This window comes from Micromonospora sp. NPDC005203 (genome assembly GCF_042872705.1).
Classification (GTDB): domain Bacteria; phylum Actinomycetota; class Actinomycetes; order Mycobacteriales; family Micromonosporaceae; genus Micromonospora.
Genome location: NZ_JBIAKV010000008.1, coordinates 70,974 through 93,315 on the forward strand (window position 1 = coordinate 70,974; position 22,342 = coordinate 93,315).

At 72.7% G+C, this 22,342-nt stretch carries 23 protein-coding genes; 13 read left to right on the forward strand and 10 right to left on the reverse strand.

The window, feature by feature from the left end; genetic code table 11:
- The first annotated feature begins 42 nt into the window (after window positions 1-42).
- Window positions 43-1,527 (forward strand): PLP-dependent aminotransferase family protein, encoded by a 1,485-nt coding sequence (locus tag ACFYPM_RS18970; protein ID WP_387198267.1) that lies wholly within the window; start codon window positions 43-45, stop codon window positions 1,525-1,527.
- 24 nt (window positions 1,528-1,551) lie between these two features.
- Here the strand turns inward: ACFYPM_RS18970 and ACFYPM_RS18975 are convergent, their stop codons facing one another.
- The 3 genes from ACFYPM_RS18975 to ACFYPM_RS18985 are packed head-to-tail and all read right to left on the reverse strand — an operon-like array spanning window position 1,552 to window position 4,641.
- Window positions 1,552-2,973 carry a DUF6297 family protein gene (locus ACFYPM_RS18975; RefSeq protein WP_387198270.1) on the reverse strand — a complete coding sequence of 474 codons (1,422 nt, stop codon included), beginning with the start codon at window positions 2,971-2,973 and terminating at the stop codon, window positions 1,552-1,554.
- Window positions 2,970-3,587: an ATP-binding cassette domain-containing protein gene (locus ACFYPM_RS18980; RefSeq protein ID WP_387198273.1), complete on the reverse strand. Its 618-nt coding sequence runs from the start codon at window positions 3,585-3,587 to the stop codon at window positions 2,970-2,972. The genes ACFYPM_RS18975 and ACFYPM_RS18980 overlap by 4 nt, the downstream gene beginning before the upstream one ends.
- 46 nt (window positions 3,588-3,633) lie before the next feature.
- On the reverse strand, window positions 3,634-4,641 hold the full coding sequence (locus ACFYPM_RS18985; protein ID WP_387198275.1) for a helix-turn-helix transcriptional regulator: 1,008 nt from the start codon (window positions 4,639-4,641) through the stop codon (window positions 3,634-3,636).
- 44 nt (window positions 4,642-4,685) lie between these two features.
- Here ACFYPM_RS18985 and ACFYPM_RS18990 point away from each other — a divergent pair, with 44 nt between their 5' ends.
- The 4 genes from ACFYPM_RS18990 to ACFYPM_RS19005 all read left to right on the forward strand — a co-directional run bounded on the left by ACFYPM_RS18990 (window position 4,686) and on the right by ACFYPM_RS19005 (window position 8,128).
- A complete protein-coding gene (locus tag ACFYPM_RS18990; protein WP_387198278.1) occupies window positions 4,686-5,165 on the forward strand; it encodes a hypothetical protein in 480 nt (159 codons plus the stop codon).
- On the forward strand, window positions 5,165-5,623 hold the full coding sequence (locus ACFYPM_RS18995) for a hypothetical protein (protein ID WP_387198281.1): 459 nt from the start codon (window positions 5,165-5,167) through the stop codon (window positions 5,621-5,623). The genes ACFYPM_RS18990 and ACFYPM_RS18995 overlap by 1 nt, the downstream gene beginning before the upstream one ends.
- A 73-nt stretch (window positions 5,624-5,696) precedes the next feature.
- Window positions 5,697-7,199 (forward strand): flavin-containing monooxygenase, encoded by a 1,503-nt coding sequence (locus ACFYPM_RS19000; protein ID WP_387198284.1) that lies wholly within the window; start codon window positions 5,697-5,699, stop codon window positions 7,197-7,199.
- Window positions 7,200-7,222: 23 nt separating this feature from the next.
- Complete coding sequence (locus tag ACFYPM_RS19005) at window positions 7,223-8,128, forward strand: SDR family NAD(P)-dependent oxidoreductase (RefSeq protein ID WP_387198287.1); 906 nt, start codon at window positions 7,223-7,225, stop codon at window positions 8,126-8,128.
- Window positions 8,129-8,140: 12 nt separating this feature from the next.
- Here ACFYPM_RS19005 and ACFYPM_RS19010 read toward each other — a convergent pair whose 3' ends face one another.
- The 3 genes from ACFYPM_RS19010 to ACFYPM_RS19020 all read right to left on the reverse strand — a co-directional run bounded on the left by ACFYPM_RS19010 (window position 8,141) and on the right by ACFYPM_RS19020 (window position 11,279).
- The gene (locus ACFYPM_RS19010) at window positions 8,141-9,583 is read right to left on the reverse strand and encodes a cryptochrome/photolyase family protein (RefSeq protein WP_387198290.1); all 1,443 of its coding nucleotides are present in this window, start codon (window positions 9,581-9,583) and stop codon (window positions 8,141-8,143) included.
- Window positions 9,584-9,661: 78 nt separating this feature from the next.
- Entirely contained in the window at window positions 9,662-10,840 is a 1,179-nt protein-coding gene (locus ACFYPM_RS19015) for a low temperature requirement protein A (RefSeq protein ID WP_387198293.1), read from the reverse strand.
- A gap of 19 nt (window positions 10,841-10,859) precedes the next feature.
- Complete coding sequence (locus ACFYPM_RS19020) at window positions 10,860-11,279, reverse strand: hypothetical protein (protein WP_387198295.1); 420 nt, start codon at window positions 11,277-11,279, stop codon at window positions 10,860-10,862.
- Between the two features lie 185 nt (window positions 11,280-11,464).
- Here ACFYPM_RS19020 and ACFYPM_RS19025 point away from each other — a divergent pair, with 185 nt between their 5' ends.
- On the forward strand, window positions 11,465-12,550 hold the full coding sequence (locus ACFYPM_RS19025) for an S-(hydroxymethyl)mycothiol dehydrogenase (RefSeq protein ID WP_387198298.1): 1,086 nt from the start codon (window positions 11,465-11,467) through the stop codon (window positions 12,548-12,550).
- Window positions 12,550-13,179 carry an MBL fold metallo-hydrolase gene (locus ACFYPM_RS19030; RefSeq protein WP_387198300.1) on the forward strand — a complete coding sequence of 210 codons (630 nt, stop codon included), beginning with the start codon at window positions 12,550-12,552 and terminating at the stop codon, window positions 13,177-13,179. The genes ACFYPM_RS19025 and ACFYPM_RS19030 overlap by 1 nt, the downstream gene beginning before the upstream one ends.
- Before the next feature lie 27 nt (window positions 13,180-13,206).
- On the opposite strand, the gene tsaA is transcribed toward ACFYPM_RS19030, so the two are convergent.
- Window positions 13,207-13,635: a tRNA (N6-threonylcarbamoyladenosine(37)-N6)-methyltransferase TrmO gene (gene tsaA, locus ACFYPM_RS19035; protein WP_387198303.1), complete on the reverse strand. Its 429-nt coding sequence runs from the start codon at window positions 13,633-13,635 to the stop codon at window positions 13,207-13,209.
- Window positions 13,636-13,693: 58 nt separating this feature from the next.
- Here tsaA and ACFYPM_RS19040 point away from each other — a divergent pair, with 58 nt between their 5' ends.
- The 3 genes from ACFYPM_RS19040 (at window position 13,694) to ACFYPM_RS19050 (ending at window position 16,197) form a co-directional block, all read left to right on the forward strand.
- Complete coding sequence (locus ACFYPM_RS19040) at window positions 13,694-14,149, forward strand: VOC family protein (protein ID WP_387198306.1); 456 nt, start codon at window positions 13,694-13,696, stop codon at window positions 14,147-14,149.
- Window positions 14,133-15,245, forward strand: a complete 1,113-nt coding sequence (locus ACFYPM_RS19045; RefSeq protein ID WP_387198309.1) for a DUF3626 domain-containing protein — start codon at window positions 14,133-14,135, stop codon at window positions 15,243-15,245. The genes ACFYPM_RS19040 and ACFYPM_RS19045 overlap by 17 nt, the downstream gene beginning before the upstream one ends.
- A gap of 232 nt (window positions 15,246-15,477) precedes the next feature.
- Complete coding sequence (locus ACFYPM_RS19050; RefSeq protein ID WP_357239212.1) at window positions 15,478-16,197, forward strand: hypothetical protein; 720 nt, start codon at window positions 15,478-15,480, stop codon at window positions 16,195-16,197.
- A 51-nt stretch (window positions 16,198-16,248) separates the two neighbouring features.
- Here ACFYPM_RS19050 and ACFYPM_RS19055 read toward each other — a convergent pair whose 3' ends face one another.
- Window positions 16,249-17,619, reverse strand: coding sequence for a hypothetical protein (locus ACFYPM_RS19055; RefSeq protein ID WP_387198312.1), 1,371 nt, complete (start codon window positions 17,617-17,619; stop codon window positions 16,249-16,251).
- A gap of 214 nt (window positions 17,620-17,833) precedes the next feature.
- Between ACFYPM_RS19055 and ACFYPM_RS19060 the strand changes: the two genes are divergently transcribed.
- The 3 genes from ACFYPM_RS19060 (at window position 17,834) to ACFYPM_RS19070 (ending at window position 20,931) form a co-directional block, all read left to right on the forward strand.
- Entirely contained in the window at window positions 17,834-18,145 is a 312-nt protein-coding gene (locus tag ACFYPM_RS19060) for a MazG-like family protein (protein ID WP_357239204.1), read from the forward strand.
- Window positions 18,146-18,885: 740 nt separating this feature from the next.
- Complete coding sequence (locus ACFYPM_RS19065; protein ID WP_387198315.1) at window positions 18,886-19,449, forward strand: hypothetical protein; 564 nt, start codon at window positions 18,886-18,888, stop codon at window positions 19,447-19,449.
- Window positions 19,450-19,956: 507 nt separating this feature from the next.
- Window positions 19,957-20,931: a pirin family protein gene (locus ACFYPM_RS19070; protein WP_387198318.1), complete on the forward strand. Its 975-nt coding sequence runs from the start codon at window positions 19,957-19,959 to the stop codon at window positions 20,929-20,931.
- 371 nt (window positions 20,932-21,302) lie between these two features.
- Here the strand turns inward: ACFYPM_RS19070 and ACFYPM_RS19075 are convergent, their stop codons facing one another.
- Both ACFYPM_RS19075 and ACFYPM_RS19080 read right to left on the reverse strand, forming a co-directional pair.
- On the reverse strand, window positions 21,303-21,986 hold the full coding sequence (locus ACFYPM_RS19075; RefSeq protein ID WP_387198321.1) for a DUF1345 domain-containing protein: 684 nt from the start codon (window positions 21,984-21,986) through the stop codon (window positions 21,303-21,305).
- Between the two features lie 42 nt (window positions 21,987-22,028).
- Entirely contained in the window at window positions 22,029-22,301 is a 273-nt protein-coding gene (locus ACFYPM_RS19080) for a DUF2795 domain-containing protein (RefSeq protein ID WP_328654669.1), read from the reverse strand.
- Between the last annotated feature and the right edge of the window lie 41 nt (window positions 22,302-22,342).

Sequence of the window (22,342 nt, forward strand, 5' to 3'; positions counted from 1 at the left end):
GTGGGGCGGGTCCCTGCTCCACTCTGCTGCCAAGATGGCCCGGTGAGCAGAGCCAAACCGAGGGCATCCGATAGGTCCATAACGGCGGGGTCGGACTTTCTGCACCTGGCCATCGCCGACGCGCCGCCGGGCGGGCGGGCCGACTGGCTGACCCACCGGTTGCGTCAGGCCATCGCCGACGGGCGGGTGCCGACCGGTGCGCGGCTGCCCCCGACCCGGGTGCTCGCCGCCGACCTCGGCGTCTCCCGGGGTGTGGTCACCGAGGCGTACCAGCGGTTGACCGAGGAGGGTCACGTGGTCGGCCGGGGCCGGGCCGGCACGGTCGTCGTCGCCGCGCCCGCCGCGCCGGTGACCGCCCCGGCCGCCGTGCCGCCCCCGCCCGCACTGTTCCCGCCGGCGCCGGGCAGCGACATCTTCGAGGCGGTACGCGCGGCGAGCGCGACGATCGACCTGACGCCCGGCGTACCCGACCTGACCGCCTTTCCCCGCACCGACTGGCTACGCGCCGAGCGGACCGTGCTGCGCCGCCTCGCCGCGTCCGACCTCGGCTACGGCGACCCGTGCGGCGCGCCGACACTGCGACAGGCCGTCGCCGCCTGGTTGGCCCGCAATCGCGGCATCAGCGTCGACCCCACCGAGGTGATCATCGTGGCCGGCGTCTCCCAGGCGCTCGGGCTCCTCGCCCAGGCACTCACCGCAGCCGGCGTCGACCGGATCGCGGTCGAGGACCCGGGTTCGCTCGGCGTACGTCAGCACCTGAACAACTGGCGGATGGGCACTCCGCCGATCACCGTCGACGACGCCGGGCTGTGTGTCGACGAGTTGGCCGCCAGTGGTGTGCCGGCCGTGCTGCTCACCCCCGCACACCAGTTCCCGACCGGCGTCGTGCTCGACGGTGACCGCCGCCGCCACCTCGTCGCCTGGGCGCGGGCCGGCGGTCTGATCATCGAGGACGACTACGACGCCGAGCACCGCTACGACCGTTCACCGGTGCCGGCGCTGCGGGGCCTGCTGCCCGAGCAGGTCTGCTATACCGGCAGCGTCTCCAAGCTGCTCGCCCCCGCCCTGCGGGTCGGTTGGCTGCTCGTGCCGCCGCGACTGCGTGCGGCGGTGGTGACCGCCAAACGCAACGCCGACCTGGGCAACGCCGTACTCCCGCAACTGGTGTTGGCGGAGCTGCTGACCTCTGGCGCCTTCGAGCGGCACCTGCGGCTGCTGCGCCGCCGGCACATCCGCCGACGGGATGCCATGATCGCCGCGCTGGCCCGCGAGTTGCCATCGGCGACGGTGCACGGCGCGGCCGCCGGCCTGCACCTGATGATCACGCTCGACGACGACGTGGTCGACACGGATTTGGCGGCCGCGACGCTGGCGCGGGGAGTGAAGGTGCAACCCCTGTCCTGGCACTGTCAGCGTCCCTACCGGCCGGGCCTCGTGCTGGGCTACGCGGCCCGCACGACGACCGAGATCGAGGAGGGCGTCGCCGAGATCGCCGCCGTGCTCAGCCGCCGCGGGCGACCCGGCTGACCCCGGGACCCGAACGACAGGTGGTCAGCCCAGGAAGAGCTGCACCAGCACCAGCACGGCGAGCAGCGCAGGCCCGCGTGAGCCCTGGCGCATCAGGTCGACCGGGATCATGCCGAACGGCGTGTTGACGGTCGCGCCACCGTAGTTGATCGGCGGGCGGGTGCCGGCCCGGAACGCGGCGGCCACCACTCCCAGCGCCAGCGTCGGTGCCAGCCAGGACGGCCCCGGCTCGACTGTCGGCAGGGTCAGCAACCACCACAGGCCCGCGCCGACGGCCGGCACCACCAGGTGGACCCCACGCAGCAGGGCGTCGCTGCCGCCCAGTGCCCGGCGCAGTCCGGGTGACCGGCTGATCGAGCGCAGGCCACCGGTCAACCGGTTGGCGGCGAGGTAGGCGAACACCACCTGCGCGGCCCCGGCCAACCCGGGCAGGGCGAGCGCGGCAGCGTACTGCACTCCGATCAGCGTCGCCCAGATCAGCAGGGCGCTCGGGTGGCGGCGCAACCGGCGCACATCAGCCTGCAGGAACGCCCACCAGCCGGGGCCGGGCAGGAACCGGCGGCTGCGGACCCGGCCGATCCGACGCCACCGCCGGCTCTCCACCAGGCCGGTGAGCAGGCTCGGATCGAGAAGGATCGTCGCCGTTGCGGCGGCGTTGGCGAACTGCGCGCCGGTGGTCAGGGTGGCCCGGTCGACCCGGGGCAGCGCGCGGACCGCGCGGATCGTGCCCAGCCCGGCGAGGGGCAGCGCGAGGGCGAACAGCGCGACGGTCGGCGTCGCCGCCGGCCGGGGCAGCCCGTCGCCGAGGTGACCGAGGAGCACCACCGCGGCGGTGAGGACGGCAGCCGCCACCATCGGCGCCGCGCCGGCCACCGCCGGCCACCGCCGACCCGCCCGGCTGCTCTGGGCGACGACGCTGAGCGCCAGCGCCGCCGCGCCCCAGCCCGCGCCGGCCCCGGCCGCCCCGCCCAGCGCCGCCGGATCGCTGACCCCGCCGAGCGCCGCCACGGCCAACCCGAGCGCCGCCGTGCCCACCGCGGCGCCGACCAGCAGGAGGAAGAACCGCGGCGCCAGCCACGCCCGCCGGTCGACCGGCGCGCTCGTCGCCCAGCTCTGCGTGGCCGGGGTGACCAGCAGCGGGCCGAGCGCGCGCAGGCCACGCCAGGCCAGGCCGGTGCCGGCCAGCAGCGCGGCGAGCGCCAGCCACCAGCGCACCCCCGGCTCCGACTGCCCCACCGTCGGGGAATCCAGCAGGTCGCGGCTGGCGCTGATCGCGAACCAGCCGTACATGCCGGTGAACAGGACGATGACGTACGCGTCGCCCAGCACGTCGCCGAAGGAGTGATCGTGGTGTCGGCTGCGCGCCCGGCGCAGGTGGGTCCGCAGTTGCCGGGCGGTGGGCACCCCGGTCGGCGTGTCGGCGATGGTGGCCGGTGGGGCGCTCACCGGCCGATCTCGATGCGCTCGTCGACCACCGCGTCGATCAACTCCGGGTCGTGCGAGGCCAGCAGCACGGCGGTGCCGGCCGCCCGTTCCCTGAGCAGGCGCTCGGCGAGCCACTGTCGCCCGCGTACGTCGAGGCGCTGCTCCGGCTCGTCGAGGATCAGCACCCGACGCGGCCGGACGAAACAGGACGCCAGCGCCAACCGGCGGCGCTGCCCGCTGGACAGGGTCACCGGCAGCTGGTCGCGGGCCGGCTCCAGACCCAACTCGGCCAGGACCTCCTCGACCGGCTCGGCGTTGCTCCCGTGGGCGTACGCGACCAGCTCCAGGTGCTCGACCACGGACAGGTCGGGGAAGAAGTCGATGTCGTCCAGGGCGGCCGCCACCAGCGCCCGCACCTGCGGATCGGTCTCGTCGGCCCGGCGGCCCTGCACCAGCACCTCGCCCGCGTCCGGCCGGTCCGCGCCCACCACACAGCGCAGCAGGGTGGTCTTGCCGCTGCCGTTGGGGCCCAGCACCACCGCGATCCGGCCCGCCGGGAGCGTGAAGCTCACGTCGTCGAGCACGACCAGGTCGCCGAAGTTGCGGCTAAGTCCCCGTACCGAGAGCGCATCCACAACCCCAGAGTCTCCCAGACCGGTGCCACCGACCAACGCGAGCGACCTACGTCACGCCGTTGGCGGGGTCGTGCTGTCGGTGAGTCTCGTAGAGGGCGGCGAGCCCGGCGGCGGTGGCCGCCAAGCGTTCACGCAGCGCGACCGGGGTCAGCACCTCGACGTCGGCGCCGAGGCGGAGCAACTCGCCGTGGGCGTGGGTGAGCGACTCGATCGGCAGCACCGCGGTCAGCCAACCCCGCGCGTCCGGCGGCTGGGCGCTGGCGTCCATCGCGGTCACCACCGGATCGCTGCCGATCTCGCGCAGTCGTTGCCGGCCGGCGGGGGAGAGCCGGACGGTGGCCTCGTCGCGGTGCAGGCGGGCCCGGAACTGCACCACGTGCGCCTGCCACCAGGCCGGCAGGTCGAAGTCGGCCGGTCGGACGAATTCCTGCGGCAGCGGGGTCAGCGCGAGGATCTGGTTGACCCGGTAGGTCGCCGGAGCGCCTCGGCCGGGCTGGTCGGCCACCACATACCAGCGGCCGCCCTTGAGCACCAGGCCGTACGGCTCCAGCACCCGGGTCACCTCGCCGTTCCACCCGCGGTAGCGCACCTCGACGCGGTGCTGCTGCCAGACCGCCTCGGCCGTGCGGGTCAGCTCGGGGGAGGCGTCGCCGTCGGCGTACCAGCCGGGCGTGTCCAGGTGGAAGCGTTGCTGGAGCTGGGTCGCCCGGTCGCGCAGGGGAGCGGGAAGCGCGGCGTGCAGCTTCAGTCGCAGCGCGTCCACCACGTCGCCGTAGCCCAGCTCGTCGGCCGGACCGGGCAACCCGGCCAGGAACAACCGGTCGGCCTCCCCGGCGGTGAGCCCGGTCAGCCGGGTCCGCCAGCCGTCGACCAGCTGGTAGCCGCCGGCGTGCCCGGCCTCTCCATAGAGCGGGATGCCGGCGGCGTGCAGCGAGTCCACGTCCCGGTAGATCGTGCGGGGAGAGACGGTCAGCCGCTCGGCGAGCTGTGCGGCGGTCAATCGGCCGTGCTGCTGGAGCAGCAGGAGCAACGAGAGAAGTCGAGAAGCCCGCACTTCACTGACACTAGTTGTCAGGGGACCGGTTATACCGTCCCGGCATGGCATTTCGCGACAAGGAACTTCGCACGCCCGGACCGATAACCGTGGGCGGCAGACAATTCAAGCGCTACCACATCGACCAGCCGGAGCAGCCGATCGAACCGGAGGTGGAGAAGGCCGCGTACGAGCACCTGCCGTTGCTGCTCGTCGACCTCGTCGACGACGGCACCCCGGCCGCCGGGTGGGTGGTGCTGCACCGGGGCGCGGACAGCGGCGCCTACCTGCTGGCGTACTCCTGGGTGTGGGACAACGCGGTGGAGGTCCGGGTCGCCGCGGCCGGGCAACCGGCGCTGGACTGCCCGGACGAGGACCCGACCCACTTCGTGCAGGTCCGTCAGCCCGCGGTCGGGTGCGTGTGGGAGTTGGCGGTGCTGGAACACGAGCGGGCCGCCTGGGTTCGGCACGTGCTTGCGCCGGAGACCCCCGACCTGACTGGATATCTCAACGACACGCGAGCGGAAGGGCCGGTGGGCCGCTGATGGGCGACTTCGACTTCTTTGTGGGCACCTGGAACGTGGTGAACCGGCGGCTGCGCAAGCGGCTGGTGGGCTCCGACGAGTGGGAGGAGTTTCCCGGGGTGTCCGTCGCGCACGGCTTCTTCGGCGGCGGCGGCCACTTCGACGAGATCACCTTCCCGACGAAGGGCTCCGCGGGCGCCACCGTCCGGGTCTTCAACCCGGCCCGGCAGGAGTGGTCGATCTACTGGGTGAGCAGTGTCGACGGGGTGCTGGGGCTGCCGCCGATGGTGGGCCGCTTCGTCGACGGCGTGGGGCACTTCTACGCCGACGACCAGCACGAGGGCCGGCCGGTGCGGTGCCGGTTCATCTGGTCGGACATCAGCGCGACCACGGCCCGTTGGGAGCAGGCGTTCTCCGTCGACGGCGAGCAGACCTGGGAGACCAACTGGATCATGATCTTCAGCAAGGCGTCCGACTAGGGCTGTCGCGACGGTTTCCGGCCATCCGGGCGCGGTGTTAGTGTCCGACCACCGCCCCGGATGGAGGAACTCGATGGCCTCCGACCACGTCGACGTGCTGATCATCGGCGCCGGCCTGTCCGGCATCGGCGCCGCCTGCCACCTGGGCCGGGACTGCCCCGACAAGACGTACGCGGTGCTGGAGGCGCGCGACGCCGTCGGCGGCACCTGGGACCTGTTCCGCTACCCGGGCATCCGCTCCGACTCGGACATGTTCACCCTCGGCTACTCGTTCAAGCCGTGGACCGCCCCGAAGGCCATCGCCGACGGCGCCACCATCCGAGAGTACGTGCGGGAGACCGCCCGCGAGTACGACGTGCGGCGGCACATCCGCTTCCGACACCGGGTGGTGCGCGCCGACTGGGACAGCGGCGCCGCCCGCTGGACGGTGCACGCGCAACGCACCGACACCGCCGAAACCGTCGTGCTGACCTGCTCTCTCCTGTTCGCCTGCACCGGCTACTACCGCTACGACGAGGGATACACCCCGGCCCTGCCCGGCGTCGACGCGTACACCGGGCGGCTGGTTCACCCGCAGCACTGGCCCGACGACCTCGACCACACCGGCGCTCGGGTGGTGGTGATCGGCAGCGGCGCCACCGCGGTCACCCTGGTGCCGGCCCTGGCGGAGCGGGCCGCCCACGTGACCATGCTCCAGCGCTCACCGACGTACGTCCTGGCCCGGCCCTCGCGCGACCGGCTGGCCGACGCGTTACGGCGGCGGCTGCCGGCGACCGTCGCGTACCCGGTGGTGCGCTGGAAGAACGTGCTGCTGTCCACCGCCGCCTTCCAGCTCAGCCGGCGCGCCCCCGGTCTGGTGAAGCGGGCGCTGCGGCGGACCGCGACCCGCCTGCTGCCGGTGGGGTACGACGTCGACCGGCACTTCTCGCCCCGGTACGACCCGTGGGACCAGCGGCTCTGCGTGGCGCCCGACGGCGACCTGTTCACGGCCGTGCGTGACGGCAGGGCGTCGGTGGTGACCGACACCATCGACACGTTCACCGCGCACGGTGTCCGGTTGACCTCCGGTGCGGAACTGCCCGCCGACATCGTGGTCACCGCGACCGGGCTCAACCTGCTCGCCCTGGGTGGCCTGACCCTGCGCGTGGACGGCACCGGGGTCGACCTTGCGAGCACCGTGGCCTACAAGGGCATGATGCTGTCCGGGGTGCCGAACTTCGCGCTGACCCTCGGCTACACCAACGCGTCGTGGACGCTCAAGGCCGACCTGGTCGCCGGGTACGTCTGCCGGTTGCTGCGCCACCTGGACCGCACCGACCAGCAGGTCGTCACGCCGCTGCCACCCACCGACGACGGGCGCGTGCCGCTGATCGACCTGCGCTCCTCCTACGTGCTGCGCGGTGTCGACGCGCTGCCCCGCCAGGGTGTGCGCGCACCCTGGCGGCTGCACCAGAACTACGCACGCGACGTGCTGCTGATGCGCCACGGTCGGCTCACCGACGAGGGGGTGCGGTTCTCCCGCGCCACCGCGCCCACCCGGCGTCCCGTCCCGTCCCGTCCGGCGGCTCGCCGGTGACCGTCAGCGGAGGAGCACCGACCGTGCGGAGATTCGACTTCACCGGCGCGACAGCCGTGGTCACCGGGGCGGCCAGCGGCATCGGCGCGGCGTTGGCGCACGCGCTGGCCGAGCGGGGCACCGACCTGGTCCTGGTGGACCGCGACGCCGAGCGGCTGGACACCGTCGCCGCCGTGATCCGCGCCGACCACCCGGACCGGCAGGTGCACACGTACCTGGTGGACCTCGCCGACGTGGGCGCCACCGCCCGGGTGGCCGTCGAGATCGCCGGGCGGCACCCGCGCGTACGGCTGCTGGTGAACAATGCCGGCGTCGGCCTGGGCGGCCGGTTCGACCAGGTGACGTTCGACGAGTTCAACTGGGTGATCGACGTCAACTTCCGGGCCGTGGTGCAGCTGACCCACGCACTGCTGCCGACGCTGAAGGCGGAGCCGGGCGCGCACCTGGTCAACGTCTCCAGCCTGTTCGGGCTGATCGCGCCGGCCGGGCAGACCGCGTATTCGGCGAGCAAGTTCGCGGTGCGCGGCTTCACCGAGGCGCTGCGCCACGAGCTGGTCGACGACGGCATCGGGGTGACCTCGGTGCACCCCGGCGGGATCCGCACCCGGATCACGGCGAACGCCCGGATCGGCAGCGGCGTCTCACCCGAGGAGTACGCGGCCGGCCGGGCGCAGTTCGAGAAGCTGCTCAGCATCGCGCCGAGCCGGGCCGCCGAGGTGATCCTGCGCGGCGTCGAGCGGCGGCGGGGCCGGGTGCTGATCGGCTGGTCGGCGAAGCTGCCGGACCTGCTGGCCCGCGTCCTGCCGGGCTCGTACAACCGGCTGCTGGTCGCAGGTCTGAACCGGGGCGTCGTCCGCCGGCCGGCCGCCACCCCCGGGGTGCCTGGGCAACGCCCCGGCGACGCCGACGCGGCCCGCGAGGTGGCCTGACCGGTGGCGCGGTCACGGTGGCGTGCTGCCCCGCTTCTCCTCCTGGGCCAGCACCGCCTCGCGGTGCTCCGGCTCGTCGCGACGGCCCAGCTCGGCGGCGAGGCGCGCATCGAACGCCAGCCGCACCCGGTTGCGGTGCAGGAAACTCTCGAAACCCCCGGTGTACGGGCAGGCCAGGTCGCCGAGCGCCCGCTCCGGGAGGTAGCGGCAGCCGGCGCAGTAGTCGCTGATCTCGTCGATGTCGGTGCCGTCCACCGCGTACGGGTGGGTGTCCACCCGGGCCAGGTCGGCATACTGGCTCATGCCGATCACCGTCGCGTTCATCACCCAGTCGGTGCCGTCGACGAAGCAGCGCTGGAACCAGTCCGCCACCTCGGTGGGACGCCAGCCGCGTTGCAACGCGTAGTTCGCCAGCACCAGCAGCCGGGGCGTGTGGTGTGTCCAGGCCCGATCCCGGACGGCGGCGAGGACGTCGGCCAGGCAGCGCGCCTCCACCGCGTCGGCGTCCAGCTCGGCGAACCACTGCGGTACCGGCTCGGTCGCGGCCAACCAGTTCGCCCCCCGGTGACGCGGATCGACGTACCAGTAGAGCTGCCAGAGGAACTCCCGCCAGCCGAGCAGCCCCCGGATGAACGGCTCCACCGCCGCACGGGGGGCCGTGCCGTCCCGCCACGCCCGCTCGGCGGCGCGTACCGCCGGCTCCGGGTGCAGCAACCCCAGGTTGAACGAGGACGAGAGCGTCGAGTGCGCGAGCAGCGGGTCCGCACCGCTCATCACGTCGGCGTAGTGGCCGTACGCGGGTAACCGGTGGGTCAGGAAGTGCGTGAGTCGGGCCTGCGCCTCGGTGTGGGTGGCCGGGTGCCGCCGGGGGCCGTCCCGGCCGACGAACCGCACCCCGTCGGCGGCCCACCGGTCCAGGTCGCGGCGGACCTGCGCGTCGATGTCATCTTCGACGATCGGCGGGGGTGCGACAGGCGCGGCGCGGCTCTCGGCGCGCGGTCGCCGTCCCGGTCCGGTCGCGGTGCTCAGCACGCCGTGGCGGCGGCGGGCGTCCCGGTAGAAGTCGGTCATCCGCAGCGGGCCGCGTCGCGTGCGATCCGCCCAGCCGGCGAAGTCGGTCTGGCTGGTGATGAAGCCGCGCGATGGCAGCACGGTCAGGCCCGGCACCGACCGGGCGAAGCGCAGCGCAGCCCGGGAGTGCGGATGGCACACCTCCAGTGGCTCACCGACCCGCCCGAGCGCCTGCCGGAACGTGTCGGTGCGCAGCAGCAGCGCCCGGTCACCCAGCTCGGCGGCACGGTGGCGCAGCGCGGACAGGATCAGGTGCGCCTTCTGTCGGTGCAGCGGTCGGCGGCGGAGGAGGTCCAGGGCCTCCACCAGCAACACCGGTTGGTCAGGGTCGTCGAGGAAGTGCGGCCCGAGCTGATCGGCCAGCAACCATCGGCGGCGAGGCATGCCGCAATTCTGCCTACCTTCGGGCTGTCACGCCCGGTGCCGCACCGGAATTCGGGCACCGAGATGTCCTTCGGCGAGTCAGGACGGGTGGACCCTGGCGCTCGGCCCGACGTCGCGGCCGCGCAACAGCACGGTCAGCGTCACGAGGGCGACGAGCAGCGCCGCGAGCACGTACACCGGGGCCGGGCCGAGCGGCGCGAGCAGTGCCAGCAGCGCGACGACGGGGAAGGCGACGACCACCGCGCCGTGCTGCTGCCGGCGTACGTGCAGCACCCAGACCGTGAGCAGGAAGACGGCGATCGGGATGGCCACCGCGTACCCGGCGGTGCTCCCGGAGACGTGCGCGAGGTGCCGCTCGACGTCCACCGACACTGCCAGGCCGGCGCCGATCGCGGCGATCGCGGCGAAGATCAGGTAGTGGCCGTAGCCCCAGATCAGGGAGTACGGCATCCGGTCGGGCGCCTCGCTGGGCCGGTCGAAGTAGAGCCACCAGAGCGCGAACACGATGACCGCGCCCGCCGCCGCGAGCGACCAGAGGTCGTGCTCGCCCGCGTCGAGCCCGGTCTGGATCGCGATCGAGATGGCCAGGATGGCCTCGCCGAGCACGATCAGGGTGAACAGTCCGTACCGTTCGGCGATGTGTCCGGGATGCCAGGGGGTCATCCCGGGGCGTTCGGCCACCGCCGGCACCAGCAGGTCGGCGAGTGCCAGCAGCACGAACGTCGCGATGCCCCACTCGCTGGGCAGCGTGAGCCGCAGCAGCCAGCCGATCTGCACCACGGTCACGCCGATCGCGTAGCGGGTCGCCGCCGCGCGGTGCCGTGGGTCTCCGGCGGCTGCTCGGGTCCAGTGCACGACGGCGGCCAGTCGCATCACCACGTACCCGTAGGTGATGACGGCGAAGTCGCCGTCGGCGAACGCGCGGGGCACGCCGGCCGCCAGGATCAGCGCTCCGGAGATCTGCACCAGGGTGGTGATCCGGTAGACGTCGTCGTCGGTGTCGTACGCCGAGGCGAACCAGGTGAAGTTCATCCACGACCACCAGATCGCGAAGAACACCATGGCGTAGCTGGCCGCGGCGTGGCCGAGGTGGCCCTCGGCGACGTCGTGGTGCAGGCTGCTGGCCGCCTGCGCGACGGCCACCACGAAACAGAGGTCGAAGAGGAGTTCCAGCGGGGTGGCCGCTCGGTGTGGCTCGTTGCGACGATGGGGCCGCATCGGCCGGTAGAACGGCCGCACCGAACGGGAATTCGTCACCGCGCTCCGCAGGCGGGGCTCACCGGCGTCGGCGGCCGTGGGTCAACCCCTCCAACACCAGGGTCAGCCCGGCGCCGACGAGCCAGACGTCCTTGGCGAGCCCGGCGCCCTGCTGGGTCGGTCGGATGCTGCCGGGCTCGCGCATCCCCGGCGTCTTCAGGTAGAGCTGCACCAGACCCGCGCCGAACGCGGTCAGGCCGAGGCCGACCAGGGGGGTCGGGACGAACGGCGCGAGCAACGCGGCCCCCAGGGCGATCTCCGAGTACGACAGCAGCTTCGCGAAGCGCGGTGGGTCGAACTGACCGAGTTGCGGCATGGCGGCGACCGCCATCCCGTGCATGCCCTCGGCGGCGGCGCCCTCCAGGTTCCGCTTGCCCAGACCCGAGTTGAGAAAGTACGCGCCGATGCTGACTCGAAGCGGCAGGTGCGCGAGCTTCATGATCACTCCCCGTTGGCCGTGGTCGAATGCGGCAGGCGTACCCGGCACCGCCCGCGATAACCCGTCCGGCCGGCTGGGCTGGCCGTGGTGGGCGCGGTAGGTTCGCCGGGGGCCCACCGCCGAGCCCGTGGCGCACCCGCCCACCCGGCGCCCGGCCCTGCCGTACACCACCAGCAGGAGGCGAAGTGAGCCAGGAAGTCCGGGGAGTCATCTCCCGCAGCAAGGGCGCGCCGGTCGAGGTGACCACCATCGTGGTGCCCGATCCCGGCCCCGGCGAGGCGATCGTCCGGATCCAGTCCTGCGGCGTCTGCCACACCGACCTGCACTACCGCGAGGGTGGCATCAACGACGACTACCCGTTCCTGCTCGGCCACGAGGCGGCGGGCATCGTCGAGCAGGTGGGCGACGGCGTCACCGACGTGGCCCCCGGTGATTTCGTGGTCCTCAACTGGCGTGCGGTCTGCGGGGTGTGCCGCGCCTGCCGCCGGGGCCGCCCCTGGTACTGCTTCAACACCCACAACGCGAAGCAGCGGATGACCCTGACCGACGGCACCGAGCTGGCCCCGGCGCTGGGCATCGGCGCGTTCGCCGAGAAGACCCTGGTGCACGCCGGGCAGTGCACGAAGGTCGACCCGGCCGCCCGTCCGGCCGCCGTGGGCCTGCTCGGCTGCGGGGTGATGGCCGGGCTGGGCGCGGCGATGAACACCGGCAACGTCACCCGGGGCGACTCGGTCGCGGTGATCGGCTGCGGCGGCGTCGGAGACGCGGCGGTCGCCGGTGCGGTCCTCGCCGGCGCCACGACGATCGTCGCGGTGGACACCGACAGCCGCAAACTGGACTGGGCCCGGAGGTTCGGCGCCACGCACACCGTCAACGCCTCCGAGGCCGACCCGGTCGAGGCGATCCGAGCCGCCACCGGCGGCTTCGGTGCCGACGTGGTGATCGACGCGGTGGGCCGACCGGAGACGTGGAAGCAGGCGTTCTACGCCCGGGACCTGGCCGGCACGGTGGTGCTGGTCGGCGTACCGACCCCGCAGATGCGCATCGAGCTTCCGCTGCTGGACGTCTTCGGGCGCGGCGGTGCGCTGAAGTCCAGCTGGTACGGCGACTGCCTGCCCAGTCGAGACTTCCCGATGCTCACCGAGCTGTACCTGCAGGGCCGCCTCGACCTGGACGCGTTCGTCACCGAGGAGATCGCGCTCGACCAGGTCGAGACCGCCTTCGCCCGGATGCACCAGGGCGACGTGCTGCGCTCGGTGGTGGTGTTCTGATGACCGCCCGCGTCGACCACGCGGTCACCGCCGGCACGTTCTCCCTGGACGGGCAGACGTTCGACGTGAACAACAACGTCTGGGTGATCGGTGACGACAGCGAGTGTGTCGTCCTGGACGCGCCGCACGACGTGGCCGCGATCCTCGCCCTGGTGGGTGAGCGGCGGGTACGGGCGATCCTGGCCACCCACGCTCACGACGACCACGTACGGGTGGCGCCCGAGCTGGCCGAGGCGACCGGTGCGCCGGTGCTGCTGCACGCCGCCGACCGGGTCCTCTGGGACATGGTCCACCCGCACCTGCCGCCGCACGGCGAGTTGCACGACGGGCAGGGCATCGAGGTGGCCGGCACCACGCTGCGGGTGCTGCACACCCCCGGGCACAGCCCCGGCGCGTGCAGCTTCCACGCCCCCGAGCTGGGTGCGGTGTTCACCGGAGACACGCTCTTCGCCGGCGGTCCGGGCGCGACCGGTCGCTCGTACAGCGACTTCAGCACCATCGTCGAGTCGATCCGGACCCGTCTGCTCACCCTGCCGGCGGAGACGGTCGTGCACACCGGCCACGGTGACGACACGACGATCGGCGCGGAGGCGCCACACCTTGACGAGTGGCTGGCCCGGGGCCACTGAGACCCGGTGTGCGGCGCGGTCGACGGCTCAGCGCTCGTCGACCGCGCCCAGCACCGGCTTGACGTCCAGGACCGGGGTCCCGTCGAGGGCCTCCAGGTCGGCCACCTGGACCCGCAGGCCGTCCACCGTCAGGACCCGCACCCGGTGCAGCCCGATCGGATTGGGTCGGTGCGGGGATCGGGTGCTGAACACGCCGGTCTCGGGTCGGGCATCGTCGCCCCGCGGGTGCACCGCCAGCACGTCGCGGCGGGCACGGTCCAACCAGGTCAGCACCACCAGGTCCGCGCCGGCGCGCAGGTCGCGCAGCGCCGGCGCGACGTGCGCGTCGAAGACCAGCCAGGCGGCCGGCGCACCCTCGTCGCCCTGCCGTGGCGCAATCGCCGCGTCGGTCAGCGGCGAGGCGACCCGCCCGACCGGGTGCAGCAGGTACGCGTCACCGCTCGCCGCCTCGACCACTGTCGCTCCCCTCTGGACGCTCCCAACCTAACCCCTGCCTGGCGCTAGGATCCCGGACATGGCCGCCGACCCGCCCGCCCCCGTTGTCCGCCAGCTGCGACTCGTGGTGGAGGCCGCCGACCACGACGTTGCCGTGGCGTTCTTCCGCGACGCGCTCGGCCTGCCGGAGGAGGCGTCGTTCAGCGGCGACGACGACGCCCGGGTGGTGATCCTGGACGCCGGCCGCGCCACCCTGGAGATCGCCAACCCGGCGCAGAAGCGCATGATCGACGAGGTCGAGGTGGGTCGACAGGTGGCGCCCCGCCTCCGGGTGGCCTTCGAGGTGGACGACGCCGAGGCGACCACGGCCCGGTTGGTCGCCGCCGGGGCGAGCGAGGTCGCTCCGCCCACCCGCACGCCGTGGCAGTCGCTCAACTCCCGCCTCGACGCCCCGGCCGATCTGCACATCACCATCTTCCAGGAGCTGCGCACCGGGTCGGACGACGATGGCCCTGGACGTGACGGCGACGTCTGAGCGGGACGGCCTGCGCGCCGCTGCTCTGACCTCCGCGCAGGCGGCTGCCGTCACGTACGTTCGGTCGGTGGCCGTGGTCGAGCGCCCCGCCGCGCTGGCCACCATCGTCGGGCACCTCGCCGCCGCGGACGTCGGCCGCCGACCGGAGCACCTGCAGGCGGCCATCCGGTCCGGGCAGCTGACCGTCAACTTCCACCCCGACCGGCTGTGTGCCGACGGCCGGACCGTCGCCGACGCCCTGGCCGAGGACGGGGCGTACCGCAGCCAGTTCGTCACCGGGATCTCCAACGGTGGGCTCACCGCGTACCCCGGTGGCGACCGGGACCGCTGGGAGCACCGGATGTTCGACGGCGCGTACCAGCGACCCGGCGTGACACCGGCGCAGCGGCCCACGTACGGCGGCCTGAACCTGCTCGACCACGCGGACGGTGCCTGCCCACGCTTCGGCTCCTGCCACCTGCGGCTGCGCCCGGCGGTGCTGGCCCGGGCGACCTTCTGCCTCGGCGACAGCCATCTCAGCCCGACGGTGGTCGGCACGGCCGACGCCTTCGAGGCGGTGCTCGCCGGGCTGCTGGCCGGCGTCGCCAGCACGGGCGAGTGCCTGGGCCGGGCCGGCACGGACATCGCCACCCTGGCGCGGACGCTGCTGGACCCGCCGAGCGCGCAGGGCACGGTCGGTCGCGCGCTCGACGACTACGTGGAGGCCCAGATCCACGGCCCGCTCGACCTCGCGCACGACGTCGGGGCACTGGTGGCGGACCCGTCCTTCGCCGGCACTCCGACCGGCGCGACGCTGGAATCGATCGCCCAGCGGTACGGTTTTCCGCTGCGGTGGCACCCCGGCTTCGCGCTGGACGTCGACCGGGTCGACGCCGAGTTCCGGGGTCCGGCTGTCCCGGTGCTGGCGGCGCGCCTGCACCGGGAGTTTGCCCGACCGGGCGCCCCGGTGGACGCGGCGCTGATCGGTCGGGCGGCTGCCTCGGTGGTCGCCGAACCGCACCGGTGGGCGGACCGCGGCCCGATCGCGGACACCCTTCAGCATCTGAAGCAACTCTGGCACCTGCTGGTCCGCTACGGCACGCCGTACGGCACCTGATCTGCCCGCTGCGTCGATCGTCTGTTTCGGGCCGAGATGTCCTCGGTCGCGTCGACCGTCCCACGTCCCCAGGTGACCGGCACTACCCCGGACCCCGGCCCCGGCATTTCCGGAATGCCCGACAGGTGAACCTGGTTGTGTCCCCGTACCGCCGGAGCACCAAACCCTCTTCCGCGGTCATCTCCCGAGGAGCGTTCACCCCGGAGCGTTCCGACGATCGAAAGGAACCATCGTGAAGGCCGACTTCACTCGATGGCTCCCCGCCATCGCCAAGGACTCGTACCGCAAGACCGCGCTGAGCGTGGCGGGTGTGGCTGCCCTCGGCGGTCTGGCACTCGCGCCGACCGCGGCCGCCGCCCCGGTCACCTCCGGACCCCACGAGGGCGCCGTGGCCGCCATCGACCTGGCCACCGGCAAGGCCAAGGCCGCTGCCCCCGCGCACCAGGAGGAGCAGCCCGTCGAGTCCGGGCTGACCACCGGCTCCGCCACCGGCAAGCCGCCGGCCGGCAAGCCCAGCCGCGACCAGCTCATTCCGCACGGCATCGAGGGCGCGCAGTCGCGCATCCCGCTCGACGACGCGCAGCTCGACAACGCCCGCAAGATCGTGGACGCGGCCAAGAAGACCGGCGTCGGCGACCGGGGCGCGGTGATCGGCGTCGCCACCTCGTTGCAGGAGTCGAAGCTCTACAACCTCGGCCACCTCGGCGCGTACAACGACCACGACTCGCAGGGCCTGTTCCAGCAGCGCCCGTCGTCCGGTTGGGGCACGCCCGAGCAGATCACCGACCCGGAGTACGCCGCCACGGCGTTCTTCACCGCACTGCGTAACGTCGGCGGCTGGCAGGACCTGCCGCTGACCGCCGCCGCGCAGACCGTCCAGGTCTCCGCCTTCCCCTACGCGTACGCGCAGTGGGAGGAGCAGGCGGCGGACATCGTCCAACAGATGTGGTGACACCGGCGAGTTGTCGGCCGGCTCCCTTCGATGGGAGCCGGCCGGTTCTGTTCAACAGGCCGGGTAGAGGCGGCGGGTGCCAACCCCGGCGGCGTACGCGTCCCGGTCGCTGAACCGGCAGCCGTAGTCGGGCCGCGCCACCACGGCCGGGTCCGTCACGGTGTCGCCGGCCGGGCGCTTGCCGGTGCGTACCCACGACACCAGGTCGTCCCAGGCGGCGCCGGCCTCGGCCGGGGTGAACTCGCAGTGCTGCGTGGCCCGGATCGCCCGCTGCACCACCAGCCCGCCGCGACCGTTGCGTGCCACGTCGGTGGCGTACGCCTGCTCCATGCTGAACGGAACGAACAGGTCACCGAGGCCGTGCAGGCTGAGCACCGGCGCGGTGGGCCGACCGGCGATCCGCGGCACCTCGGTCAGCGTCGGCAGGAGCCGCTGCACGACGTTCTCCGGGGGGACCCGCCGCACGGTGGCGTTGACGTTCACCGGGCTGTTCGGGGTGTACCGGGTGAGCAGGTTCGTGGACAGCTGACCGGGTCGCTGGGCGGGAGAGTTGCCGCTGCTGGTGGGCACACTGATCGAGAAGAGGAAGTCCTTCCAGACCGCGAACGCGGCGTCAGCTCCCGGACGAGGCCCGCCCGAACGATTCACCGTGATCGCCCGCAGTTGCCTGCCCCGCTCGGTGGTGGTGTCCGGCCCGGTGGGGGTCAATCCCGTCAGGCCGAGCGCCGCCTGGATGCGGGGCACCGCGTTGGTCAGGTAGTCGGCCGGGGCGGGATGGGCCGGCACCTCGGCGAGCGCCTGCGCGACCAGGTTGTAGTCCAGGTAGAAGTCGAGCAGCGTCTGATCGCCGAGCACCCCGCACATCGGCAGCGCCCCGTCGTAGTAGCCCGGGTACTGCTCCAGCGAGCGACCGATGACGTAGCCGCCCATCGATACCCCGGCCAGGTAGGTGTGGTGCGGACGGCGAACCGTCCGTCCGAAGTGGTCGGCGAGGTCCTTGGTGCCCAGCACGCCGGAGCGGATGTCGAAGCCGTTGCGGTCGTACGACGACGACGCCCAGGCGTACCCCTGTTCCAGGAGGCGCTCGCGCAACCCGAAGGCGGGCGGCTCCGGCGAGAGCACCGTGCCCTGGCCCCGGTAGCCGTGCGCCCACAACACCAGGTTGCCGTTCCACCGGGCGGGGACCTCGATGATGTAGCCGGCGTGGCGGTGCACGCCCTGGCGTACCGTCGTCGACCTGCCGCCCACGACCAGCGGGGCCAACGGCGGGTTCTCGATGGTGTAGCCGGGCAGCGGTTGGTCGCCACCCGGGTCGCGACCGGTGGCGCTGGCCGGCGCCGCACCGGCCAACCCGACCGCCAGGGTCAGCGTCACGGTCGCGGCGAGCAGCCGGCGGAGGGTACGAACGGGTGCGGACAGCATCGATGCTCCCCATCGGACGGATGTCGCCCTGGGGGCGACCAGGCGGGACGGTTGCCTACCGGCCGGTAGCGTCCTGAACCTAGGACCGCCGTCGACATGTGTCAATGGCTGTGCTGATCGGCTGGTCAAGCGGTTTGCGCCGCGTGCTGGTGGATGGTCGGCCGGACGTACCCGGTTGTCGGTGTGGGTGGGCCGGTCGGGTTGACTTGTCGGCGTGGACGAGTTGATCTGGGAGGCGGCCCGAGCGTCGCGCACGTGGCTGGACACGGCGAACGGCACCGGGCAGACCGAACTGACCTGCCGCATCCTCAAGCTGACCGAGGAGGCGGGGGAGGCGTCCGCCGCCTGGATCGGGCTGCTCGGGCAGAATCCTCGCAAAGGTGTCACCCACACCCGCGAGGACGTCGCGGCGGAGTTGGCGGACGTCGCCTTCACGGCGTTGGTGGCCATCGAGAGCCTGGGGTTGGACGCGCAGACCGTCCTGGACGCGTGCGCCGCGAAGGTACGCTCCCGCCTCGCCGGGTGAACCCGCCCCGGCCGAGGTCCCCGTACGCCGTGCGCGGCGTGGCCCGAGTCCGTGCGTGCCTGCGCGGGGCGTGTCGGAGTCCGTGCGTGCCTGCGCGGGGCGTGTCGGAGTCCGTGCATGCCCGCGCGGTGCGTGTCGGAGTCCGTGCGTGCCTGCGCGGTGCGTGTCGGAGTCCGCGCGTGCCCCAGGCGGGCATGATTCACTCGGTTTTCTTGATATCGGGGTTACTGAGGGTCCGGGATAGCCCGACTCTCTTGAAGTCGAGTGGAACTGCCCGTTTGGTGGCTCAAGATCGTGGGCGCGAGATGGTGTGGGTGTTTTGTCCGGTCAGGGTGGGTTGTGGGCTGTGACCGGATCCCTCCGTGGGCCGGAATGCTGGCCGGGGTGGGGTCGTTACACACCCTGACGATCGCAGGACCACCGGCCCGCCGCCCCGCCCTCCTGGGTGGGAATGCGGGACCCGCTCCGGTCGTTGCAGTCCCCACGGACGACCGCAGGCACCGCCTTCAGGTGGGTGCCGATGGATGGGCCACCCCCGGAATGATCCCGGCCCCCCGGTCGTTACACCTGGACCCGGCGCCACGAGCCCCCGCTCGGCAGGTCGCCGACCCCGACGCCTGACAGGGCGTCACCCCCAGACTTTCCCCGTTTGTTTGTGCAGCGCCGGACGAGGTGCTCACACCCTGCTGCCGTGTCCCCTCTTGGTGGTGGGGTGTTCTACCCCCGAAGGAGCTACCCCCATGAACACGATCATGCGTAAGAGCGTGCTGTCCGTTGCTGGTCTGGCGTTCGCCGGTGGTGTGTTCGCCGGTCCGATCGCCGCCCACGCCGCCACCCCGGTCGAGGGCAAGCCCGTCGCGGTAGCGGTGCAGACCAGCGCGCCGAAGCCGCAGGGCGAGCAGTCGCACATCGACCTCAACGGTGAGAAGACCGCCAACGTCAAGGCGATCATCGCCGCGACGAAGAAGGCCGGCCTGCCCGAGCGGGCTGCGGTGATCTCAATCGCGACGAGCCTGCAGGAGTCGAAGCTGGACAACCTGGGCCACCTCGGTGACGCCAACGACCACGACTCGTTGGGCCTGTTCCAGCAGCGCCCGTCCAGTGGTTGGGGTACGCCGGAGCAGATCACCGACCCCGCCTACTCGACGACCGCGTTCCTCAAGGGCCTCAAGCAGGTTGATGGGTGGCAGGACATGCCGCTGACCGAGGCCGCGCAGACCGTGCAGGTGTCGGCCTACCCGGACGCCTACGCCCAGTGGGAGCAGCAGGCCACCGACCTGGTCGCCCAGTACTGGAACAGCTGACCCACCGCACCACCGCACCAGCACCACCCGCACGACACCGACCGCTGGCCGGCACCCCGCAACTCGGGGTGCCGGCCAGCGGTGTATCCGCCGCCTGGTCGGGGCTCGCGCTGGTCGGGGCTCGCGCTGGTCGGGGCTCGCGCTGGTCGGGGCTCGCGCTGGTCGGGGCTCGCGGCCGAGCGGTCAGGTGCCCCACGTACCCCTCGGACATGCCAGGGAGGTGATCGACCGGCCTGATCGGCGGTTGCCCGCAGATCTTGGACACTTTCTGCTTGCGTCGCGAGACGGAGACTGTCCAAGATCTCCGCCCGGCGGCGGTGGGAGTGCGAAATTGGCGACGCCGGCGGCGGTGGGCGTGCCTGATTGGCACCGAGTGATTCGGCCGTCCGGCAGCTGCGGTACCTGCCGGCTCGACCTGGGGCGGGGCGGGAACTGTCGTCCGGCTCTCGGCGAGCCCTGACCAGGAAGCGCCGCGACGGCCCGAGGGCGTGAGCGTACAGTCGGGCGGTGGAGCGTACCGAATCGATGCTGGCGCAGACCCGGCCACCCGGCGTGGCCGAGGTGGATCCCGGCAGTGTGCTGTTGCCCGGCCACGACGTGCCGTTGGGTCGGTACACCACGGTGCGGCGGTTGTTGCCGCAGCGGGTCCGTCGGATGGTCGGCGCCTGGTGTTTCGTGGACCATTTCGGCCCGGACGATGTGGCGCAGCGGCCCGGCATGGAGGTGCCGCCGCACCCGCACACCGGTCTGCAGACGGTGACGTGGCTCCTCGACGGTGAGATCCTGCACCGCGACAGCCTCGGCAACGTCCAGCCGATCCGGCCCGGTCAACTCAATGTGATGACCTCGGGCAACGGCATCGCCCACTCCGAGCGGTCGCCGGCCGTCCACCCGCCGGTGATGCACGGCGTGCAGCTCTGGGTGGCGCTGCCGGACCCGGCGCGGGCCGGGGCGGCCGACTTCGCGCACCACGCCGACCTGCCGCGGTGGCGCGACGGCGACCTGGATCTCACCCTGCTGGTTGGCGAGTTCGCCGGGCAACGGTCACCGGCGGTGGTGCACACCCCGCTGGTCGGCGTGCAGCTGGAGTTGAGCGGTGAGGCGCCGACGACGTTGACGCTGCGGCCCGACTTCGAGTACGCCCTGCTGGCGATGTCCGGTGCCGCCGAGGCCGCCGAGGTGGGATTCGAGCCGGGGGAGTTGCTGTACCTGGGCTCCGGTCGCCGCGAGCTGACCGTGCGCGGCGGGGCCGGGGCCCGCCTGCTGTTGCTGGGCGGTGCGCCCTTTGAGGAGCCGCTGGTCATGTGGTGGAACTTTGTCGGCCGCTCGCACGAGGAGATCGCGGCAGCCCGCGCGGACTGGATGGCTGGGGACGGACGGTTCGGCGTGGTCGCCGACGATTCGGCGCCTCCGCTGCCGGCCCCCGCCCTGCCCACCACCCGCCTCAAGGCCCGCGACCGCACCGGCGGCCTGCACAACTGACGCGGCCCGACGCGGTCCGGGTGTGACCGAAAATCGCACGGGTGGCTCGGGTCGACCTGGAGCACCGGTACGCGGAGGTGACAGGACGGCGGTGACGTGCCCTGGCCCACACTTCGCCAAATTCTGACCAAACGGAGGATGTTCTGTCGTATGGTTGGACCCGGCAGTGGTGACCGCTCGGTTCGGGCGGGCCTCCACCGCTTGGTGGCCGCGACCGGTTCGGACGCGGTTCACCGCCTGGGCAGGCTTGCGCGGCGCCCCGGGTCGCGGTTCGTGACCAGGGGCGCCCGCCCGCCTGTCCCGGCACTTCGTTCGCGCCGCTCCGTGCCGTCCCCGGGGCCAGCGCCACCCCCTCCATCGGACCCACCCGCTCAGTTGGCCAGGCCGGCCAGCAGATTCACCGTCACGGCGATGATGAAGGCACCGAACAGGTACGACACCATCGAGTGCCGGAGCACCGTACGACGCATCTCGTTGCTGGTCAGGTTGGTGTCCGAGATCTGGAACGTGGTCCCGATGGTGAACGCGACGTATGCGAAGTCGGAGTAGCGCGGCGGCTCGGACTGGTTGAAGTTCACCCCGCCGTCCGGGCCGGTGTAGTAGATCCGTGCGTACCGGGCGGCGAACACGGTGTGCACCACGAACCAGGAGAGCAGCACGCTGAGTACGCCGAGGGCGCCGTGCGCCTCCCGGTCGAGCCCGGGTGGCGCGCTCTGGGCGCTGGCCACCACCAGTCCCACGGCCAGCAGGCTGGCCAGGCAGGCGACGAGCAGCAGCGCGTCGCGGATCGCCCGGTTCGGGTCCTCGTGTACGGCCAGCCGGGCGGTCCGCTCGGCGTCCATCGGCCAGAGCTTGTGCCAGACCAGGGCGAGCCAGCTCAGCGCGCCCACGTCCCAGCCCGCGAGCGCGGCGAGCGGTAGGGGTAGCAGCAGCGCGAAGAGGCAGCCGGCGATGACACCGACCACGGCCACCACGACGAGTTGCACGGCGGCGGCCGGGAAGCGTGCGTCCGGCGGTCGGGGCGGCGGTCGGGACGCCGGGCCGGTGTGGGTCATTGGCGACGCCTCGGTGTCGGAGCCGTGGCCGCCATCGCCGGGTCAGATGCCGCGCAGATGCTGCGAGACCCGGTTGTGCGTCTTGTCCCGGGCCTGTTCGGCGCGCTGCGCGGGACCCACCTCGGGCGCGGCCTCGATGCCGGCCGACCGGGCCACCTCGGTGCCGTTGGCGTAGTCCACCGGCGGCAGGGCGCGCAACGCCTTCAGTACGTCCGGCGGGGCGCCCTCCCGTTCGGCCTCGCGGACCACGTCGTCCTTCTCGGCCGGGTAGTCCAGGCTCGACAGGTACTGCAGGACGTCGGCGTAGCTCGCCATGGCGTCGGCTCCCTCGGGGCATCGATGTGGTCACGACCGGC

Bases quoted from the DNA above. Each gene is read 5' to 3' on its own strand.
- ACFYPM_RS18995 (WP_387198281.1), top strand. From the start codon at position 5,165: ATGGGCGACTTCGACTTCTTTGTGGGCACCTGGAACGTGGTGAACCGG.
- ACFYPM_RS19075 (WP_387198321.1), bottom strand. From the start codon at position 21,986: ATGACCCACACCGGCCCGGCGTCCCGACCGCCGCCCCGACCGCCGGAC.
- ACFYPM_RS19065 (WP_387198315.1), top strand. From the start codon at position 18,886: ATGAACACGATCATGCGTAAGAGCGTGCTGTCCGTTGCTGGTCTGGCG.
- ACFYPM_RS19040 (WP_387198306.1), top strand. From the start codon at position 13,694: ATGGCCGCCGACCCGCCCGCCCCCGTTGTCCGCCAGCTGCGACTCGTG.
- ACFYPM_RS18990 (WP_387198278.1), top strand. From the start codon at position 4,686: ATGGCATTTCGCGACAAGGAACTTCGCACGCCCGGACCGATAACCGTG.
- ACFYPM_RS19055 (WP_387198312.1), bottom strand. From the start codon at position 17,619: ATGCTGTCCGCACCCGTTCGTACCCTCCGCCGGCTGCTCGCCGCGACC.
- ACFYPM_RS19000 (WP_387198284.1), top strand. From the start codon at position 5,697: ATGGCCTCCGACCACGTCGACGTGCTGATCATCGGCGCCGGCCTGTCC.
- ACFYPM_RS19080 (WP_328654669.1), bottom strand. From the start codon at position 22,301: ATGGCGAGCTACGCCGACGTCCTGCAGTACCTGTCGAGCCTGGACTAC.
- ACFYPM_RS19030 (WP_387198300.1), top strand. From the start codon at position 12,550: ATGACCGCCCGCGTCGACCACGCGGTCACCGCCGGCACGTTCTCCCTG.
- ACFYPM_RS19010 (WP_387198290.1), bottom strand. From the start codon at position 9,583: ATGCCTCGCCGCCGATGGTTGCTGGCCGATCAGCTCGGGCCGCACTTC.
- ACFYPM_RS19020 (WP_387198295.1), bottom strand. From the start codon at position 11,279: ATGAAGCTCGCGCACCTGCCGCTTCGAGTCAGCATCGGCGCGTACTTT.